The following is a 6,287-nucleotide window of genomic DNA, read 5'->3' on the forward strand; positions in this document are numbered from 1 at the left end:
TGCTGGACATCCCGCCGCCCGTGGAGCCCGCGCGTCCCGTGAGCGCGTGGGGCGTGGCCCGCGAGCCCGCCCGCGCCGAGTCCGTGCGATCCTGGTCCGCGCCCGTGCGCGACGACGCGGCGGACGAGCCGGAGGACCGCACGGCCGTCCACCCGCGTGAGGAGGAGCGGCGCCCCGCCTATCCGCGCCTGGACGAAGATCCCGCCGTCTGACGCCGCTCCATCGGTGGATGGTGAAAGCCGCGCTCCCGATCCGGGGCGCGGTTTTTCGCGTGGGATGGGTTTCCAGAAGGATTGGACACGGGGCCTGCGGCCAGCGGAGTCAACGGTTTCGTTCGATCCGTTACCGTTGACCCCGTTCGCCGCAGGCGCCGTGTGAGATCCGCGGTTTTCTCTCGCGGGTTGTGCAAAACGACGGGATGTGGAAGATTGGGTGCATCCCCACGCATTCCGGCCTCACCCTCGCGGAGGACGCAGATGCACGCAGCTGTGCCGCGCCGGCAGGACGATCGCCGTGAGACGCGCCCCGCGTGTATTCTTTTCTGTCCGCGGCCGAAAGTGTGCGTCGTGGATGTCCGCTGATCGTATCGCCGCGCGGCCGCGTACCCGGTCGCGCGGATTTTTTGTGCCCCGCGTTTCCCCGTCGCCCCATCCCCTGGAGAAGCATGAAGAAGCAGACGCTGAACCCCGAGCACCTCAAGGTCGAGTCGTTCGCCACGTTCACCGACGCGGTGGACGCGGGCGACACCAACGGCTGCATCTGCGACGTGGCCCCGTGCGGCTGCACGCGCGCGGCCGACTGCACGCAGGGCTAGACGCCGGCCCGGCGTATCGCCGGATCGTATTCCCCGTTTTCACCCAACCCGAAGAGGACACCCATGATCCGTCACAAGCTCGAGGCCGAGTCGCTCAAGGTGGAGTCGTTCGACACGCTCATTACGGACTCCGACACGCGCGGGACCGTGGTTGACCAGCCCAACGGCTGCATCTGCTTCGCGCCACCCTGCATCTGCTCGGCGGGCCCGGACTGCACGGCCAACGGCACCGCCTGATCCACGGATCGGGATCATCGCCGGAACCGCCGGCCCCGGACCTCGCGTCCGGGGCCGGCGCTTTTATGTCCCACATTTGTATCTAAATACGCCAATTCGTGAAAAATCTAGCACGAATTCTGCGGCAGGCGCCCCCGGCCGTTCTGGTGCAGGGGCGCTCCCGACCCGGGAACGTCTCCCGTCCCCTTGTGGAGCCTGTCCGCGCTGTTTCCGTCATCCCGTTCACCGACCCAAGGAGGCGTTCCATGAAGAAGCTCAGGCTGCACCTGGAAGACCTGCGGATCGACAGCTTCACGACGACGCCCGCGGAGAAGCCCAGGGGCACGGTGTTCGGCGAGCAGTGCACGTGCTACACGCAGTGCACGTGTCCGGGCTGCCCCACCTGCGACGCGAGCTGTAACGGCACCTGCGCGGCCTCGTGCAACGGCAGCTGCGGCGCCACCTGCGATGCGTCGTGCGGCGGGACGTGCGAGGCGTGCACCTGGGACCCCAGCTGCGGCGGCAACTCCTGCAACTACACCTGCGACGGATACATGACCGCCCCGTCGCCCGAGTACTACTGCATCATCTGCTGATGAACGTCATGGGGATGCCGTATGGCGCGGCATCCCCGTCGTACGTGGCCCACGCCATCATCTCCAGGAGGGAAACCCATGAAGAAGCTCACGCTGCACCTGGACGACCTGCGCATCGACAGCTTCCGGACTTCGTCGCCGGAGACGACCAAGGGGACCGTGGTGGGCGAGGAGGCGACGTGCGGAGACTTCCAGACCTGCTGCTACAGCTGCGCCGCCACGTGTCGCGGTTCGTGCCCGCCAGGTACCTGCTACCAGACGTGCCCTGCGTACGACAGCTGCTACATGGCCGCCTGCTGACCACCGAACGCGGACGATGCGAAACGGCCCCGCGCCGGAGCGCGGGGCCGTTCGTTCCATGCGCCGATCACGACGCGCGGCTCAGCCCCAGTCGCAGGTGTCGTAGCAGGTGTTGAAGTAGCAGCTGTCGATGCGCGACCGGTCGGCGTCCGGGTCCGTGACGACCACGGGGCCCGTGGCGATACGGTCGAAGTGCGCGTTCACGGTGCCGCCCTGCGACACCGTCCCCGTGCCGAACGATTCCACGCGCAGCGCGTCGACTTCCAGGCGAAGCTTCTTCATGGGTGCTGTCTCCGGTGAGATTGGCGGAAAAGGAAAACGCTTGCGTACCAGTCTACGCACAAAGGTGAAATCCGCCAAGCCCCTGCCGAAACCCTGCGGGATCGGGACAATCACGTCGTTACAATTCGTCTAATTCCTGTCGTGGATTGCGATTGCGGGCGACCTGTTCACGCGGTGGCGGGTCGCGGTTACACACCTGGACGGCGGATGCAGTAGACTGCGCGCGTTCGCATCCTCGTCCCCCCGAAAACCGGACGCGTGACGCACCTGAGATATCCCCTCGTACAGGCCTTTCTGGCGTTCCTGGGCGGGTTGCTGGTGGGGTTGCGGTTCGAATGGGTCACAGGCGGCACTGCCCTCGCGGCGGTGCCGCTTCTGCTTGCCCCCTGGCTCCACAAGCGCCTGATCGGCATGGCTTTACGCGGAAGCACGCAGCGCACGCTCCTGCTGATTGCCCTCGCGGTGGCGGGCGCCGGACACGGTGCCGCCTCCCGCCATCGCTCCGAAGGGGACTGCCGCGGCCGCCTGACCGAGGGTACGGAGCTGACCCTGCGCGGCTCCCTCGCCGCCAACTGGATGCCGTCGGCCGATCCCAAGGCCCGCCGCCCGCTCATCCCCGTTGACGCGTCCGGCGTCCGTCGCGAGGAGAGCGGCGCCATCCCGTGGTGCGCGGGCGGGATGCGCGTGCGCTTTCCCCGCGGCGCGGCGCCCGCGCGGGCCGGCAGCGAGCTCGTGCTCCGCGGCCAGTGGCGCACGCTGCCCCGGCCGGTGCTCGGCAGCGCGTGGCCCCGCGCGCCGGGCTTTGCCGGCTACCTCGCCGTGGACACACTGACCCTCGCCGCGCCGCCCTCCTTTCGCGCGCACCCCCTGCTGACGGCGCGCGGCGGGATCGAGGCGCAGCTGCACCGGCTGATGGGCCGCCACGGTCCCCTGGCCGACGCGCTGCTCCTGGGCCGGCGCGAGACGCTGGACCGGGAGCTCAGCGACCGCTTCGCGCAGACGGGGCTCGTGCACCTGCTGGCCATCAGTGGCGGGCACGTGGCGCTCATCGGCGCCGTGTTCGTGATGCTGGGGCGGATGCTGCGCCTGCGACGGCGGTACGTCGCCTGGCTGACCATCGTCCTCGTCTTCGCGTACCTGGCCGTCATCGGCGCGCCGCCCTCGGCCACGCGCTCGGGGATCATGCTGGCGCTTGCGCTGCTCTCCACCGTGCTGCAGCGCCCATCCGCGACGATGCCGATCGTGGCCGCGGCGGCGTTCGTCATCGTGGCGGTGGAGCCCATGGCCGCGCTGGACGTGGGATTCCAGCTGAGCTTCGCGGGGGTGCTGGGCATCCTCCTCTTTCGCGGGGCCATGATGCGCCGCGTCCCCGCGAAGCTCAAGAAGAACCCGGCCACGCGGTGGCTGGTGGAATCGCTCGTGGTGAGCGTGGCGGCGTTCGTGGTCACCGCGCCCGTGGTCGCGCACCACTTTGGCCAGGTGGCGCCCGTCTCCATCGTCGCCAACCTGCCGGCCATCCCCCTCACGAGCCTGGCGCTGATCGGCATCGGGGCGGCGGCGGCCCTGGAGCCCGTGGCGCCGCCCGTCGCGCGGCTGGTGGCGGACGGGGCCGGCCTGGCGCTGGACGGGCTGAACCTGGTGGTGGACGTGGCCCTCCGCGTACCGGGCGGGCACGCGGCCGTGGCGCGGCCCCAGTGGTGGCTGTGGGCCGCGGCAGGGCTCGTCTTTCTCCTGGCCCTGGACGCCACGGGACGGATGCGGGCGCGCGTACGCTGGGCCGTGGCGGGGATGTCGGCCGCGGCGGCGTTCCTGCTGCTGCCGCTGGCGGGCACGGCGTCGGACGGCGGGGTGGAGATCGTGTTCCTGGACGTGGGCCAGGGCGACGCCATCGCCATCCGCACGCCCGCCGGCCGCTGGGTGCTCGTGGACGCCGGCGAGCGCGACGACGGCTGGGACGCGGGCGAGCGGCGCGTGCTGCCCTACCTGCGCGCGCGGGGCGTGAAGCGCATCGAGGCGCTCGTCCTTACCCATCCCCACGCGGACCACGTGGGCGGCGCTGCGGCCGTCCTGCGGGGGATGGAGGTGGAGCAGGTGATCGAGCCGGGCCTGCCGCTCGGCTCTCCGGTCTACCTGGAGACGCTGCGCGCGGCAGAAGAGCAAGGCGTGGACTGGGCTGCGGCACGGCAGGACCGCTCCTTGCAGGTTGACGGGATGGAACTCCTGTTCCTGTGGCCCGCCGTGGACGTTCTTGACGCCCCCGCTGATCCCAACGACATTAGCGCAGTGCTACACGTTCGTTACGCCGGTTTTTCCGCGCTGTTGACGGGCGACGCGCCGGCATGGGTCGAGGAGCGCCTGGTGGCGCGCTACGGCCCCGCGCTGCGGGCCGACGTGCTCAAGGCGGGGCACCACGGAAGCCGCACGGCATCGTCCGGCGCGTTCCTGGACGCCGTGCACCCGGAGCTGGTGGTGATCAGCGCGGGAGTGCGCAACGACTACGGTCACCCGCACCCCGAGGTGCTGGCGCGGCTGCGGGCGCGCGGCATCGGCGTGGCGCGGACGGACCAGGACGGCACCGTGCGGGTGACGGTGGAGCCCGGCGGGGCGGAATGGAGGACGGAGCCGTGAGCCTGCTGGGCAGGGTGGCGGACGGGGTGCTGGGCGCGCGGGTGCCGGCGGCGGAGCTGCCGTACCCGGTACCCCCCGGGGTAACGGTGCGCCGCGGGCGGCTGATGACGCGGCTGGGCGGGTGGTTCATGGGCGGGAGCCGGCGCGCGGCGGGGGCGGTCACCCTGGGCCGCACCATCGTCTGCAACGCCGACCTGCCCATCACGGACGACCTGATCGTGCACGAGCTGGTGCACGTGGAGCAGTGGCGGGATCCCCTGTTCGCGGTCCGGTACGTCGCGGGGTGGATCCGGCACGGGTACAGGAACAACCCGTACGAAGAAGAAGCGTATCGGCGGCAGGCGCAGTACGCCGCGTCCAGGAAAACCGTACCCCCGAGGACCTTGTGAGCAGCAAGTCCGTCGTTACGATCGAGCGGCACATCATCGAGGCCGAGCGCCAGTTTCCCGAGGCCACGGGTGCCTTCAGCAGCATCCTGTACGACGTCGCCTTTGCCGCGAAGATGATCGCGCGCGAGGTGCGCCGCGCGGGCCTGGCCGACGTGCTGGGCTACACGGGCGAGGTGAACGTGCAGGGCGAGGAGGTCAAGAAGCTCGACGAGTTCGCCCACGAGGTGATCTTCAAGGCCCTGGACCACACGGGCCACCTGTGCGGGATGGCGTCGGAAGAGGTGGAGGACTTCATCTCCATCCCCGACCGGTTCCCCACGGGCAAGTACTGCGTGCTGTTCGATCCCCTCGACGGCTCGTCCAACATCGAGGCCAACGTCTCGGTGGGCACCATCTTCAGCATTCACCGCAAGGTGAGCGACCACCCGCGCGGCTGCGTGGAAGACTGCCTGCAGCCGGGGTACAAGCAGGTGGCTGCCGGCTACGTGGTGTACGGCTCGAGCACCATGCTCGTGTACACCACGGGCAACGGGGTGCACGGGTTCACGCTGGAGCCCAGCATCGGCGAGTTCCTGCTGTCGCACCCCAACATCCGCATCCCGTCGCCGGGCCAGCGCATCTACAGCGTGAACGAGGGCAACTACGGCAAGTGGTTCCCCGGGCAGCAGCGGCTGGTGGACCACCTCAAGGGGCAGGACGGCGGGCCGCAGAAGCCGTTCAGCGCGCGGTACATCGGGTCGCTGGTGGCCGACTTTCACCGCAACCTGCTGTACGGCGGCATGTTCATGTACCCGGCCGACGCCAAGAGCCCCAACGGCAAGCTGCGGCTGCTGTACGAGGCGGCGCCCCTGGCCATGATCGCCGAGCACGCGGGCGGCCGCGCGTCCGACGGCACGGGGCCCATCAACCAGATCATGCCCCGGTCGCTTCACCAGCGCACGCCGCTGTACATCGGCACCACGGAGTTCGTGCAGATGGCCGAGCAGTTCCTGGCCGAGGATCGCACGGTTGAGCCCGAGGCCGTGAGCATCGAGGCCATCGCCGCCGGCGTCTGAGCTTCGA

The 6,287-nt window shown here is 69.9% G+C and carries 8 protein-coding genes and 1 pseudogene; 8 read left to right on the forward strand and 1 reads right to left on the reverse strand.

What is annotated here, in order from left to right; genetic code table 11:
- The 5 genes and pseudogenes from VFZ20_RS26395 to VFZ20_RS26415 form a co-directional block, all read left to right on the forward strand.
- Window positions 1–212 (forward strand): annotated as a pseudogene (locus VFZ20_RS26395) (hypothetical protein); the annotation flags it as partial.
- Window positions 213–664: 452 nt separating this feature from the next.
- Window positions 665–814: a hypothetical protein gene (locus tag VFZ20_RS26400; protein WP_329686959.1), complete on the forward strand. Its 150-nt coding sequence runs from the start codon at window positions 665–667 to the stop codon at window positions 812–814.
- Window positions 815–877: 63 nt separating this feature from the next.
- A complete protein-coding gene (locus VFZ20_RS26405; RefSeq protein WP_329686960.1) occupies window positions 878–1,051 on the forward strand; it encodes a hypothetical protein in 174 nt (57 codons plus the stop codon).
- Window positions 1,052–1,296: 245 nt separating this feature from the next.
- Window positions 1,297–1,626, forward strand: a complete 330-nt coding sequence (locus tag VFZ20_RS26410) for a hypothetical protein (protein ID WP_329686961.1) — start codon at window positions 1,297–1,299, stop codon at window positions 1,624–1,626.
- A gap of 78 nt (window positions 1,627–1,704) precedes the next feature.
- Window positions 1,705–1,926 (forward strand): hypothetical protein, encoded by a 222-nt coding sequence (locus VFZ20_RS26415; protein ID WP_329686962.1) that lies wholly within the window; start codon window positions 1,705–1,707, stop codon window positions 1,924–1,926.
- 81 nt (window positions 1,927–2,007) lie between these two features.
- Here the strand turns inward: VFZ20_RS26415 and VFZ20_RS26420 are convergent, their stop codons facing one another.
- The gene (locus VFZ20_RS26420) at window positions 2,008–2,208 is read right to left on the reverse strand and encodes a hypothetical protein (RefSeq protein ID WP_329686963.1); all 201 of its coding nucleotides are present in this window, start codon (window positions 2,206–2,208) and stop codon (window positions 2,008–2,010) included.
- Window positions 2,209–2,619: 411 nt separating this feature from the next.
- Between VFZ20_RS26420 and VFZ20_RS26425 the strand changes: the two genes are divergently transcribed.
- From VFZ20_RS26425 to fbp, 3 genes are read left to right on the forward strand one after another with little or no spacing between them, the layout of a single operon-like run.
- Window positions 2,620–4,836 carry a DNA internalization-related competence protein ComEC/Rec2 gene (locus VFZ20_RS26425; RefSeq protein WP_329686964.1) on the forward strand — a complete coding sequence of 739 codons (2,217 nt, stop codon included), beginning with the start codon at window positions 2,620–2,622 and terminating at the stop codon, window positions 4,834–4,836.
- Window positions 4,818–5,225 carry a hypothetical protein gene (locus tag VFZ20_RS26430; protein ID WP_329686965.1) on the forward strand — a complete coding sequence of 136 codons (408 nt, stop codon included), beginning with the start codon at window positions 4,818–4,820 and terminating at the stop codon, window positions 5,223–5,225. The genes VFZ20_RS26425 and VFZ20_RS26430 overlap by 19 nt, the downstream gene beginning before the upstream one ends.
- Window positions 5,222–6,280 (forward strand): class 1 fructose-bisphosphatase, encoded by a 1,059-nt coding sequence (fbp, locus tag VFZ20_RS26435; RefSeq protein WP_329686966.1) that lies wholly within the window; start codon window positions 5,222–5,224, stop codon window positions 6,278–6,280. The genes VFZ20_RS26430 and fbp overlap by 4 nt, the downstream gene beginning before the upstream one ends.
- Window positions 6,281–6,287: the final 7 nt, after the last annotated feature.

The organism is Longimicrobium sp. (assembly GCF_036280135.1).
Taxonomy (GTDB): domain Bacteria; phylum Gemmatimonadota; class Gemmatimonadetes; order Longimicrobiales; family Longimicrobiaceae; genus Longimicrobium.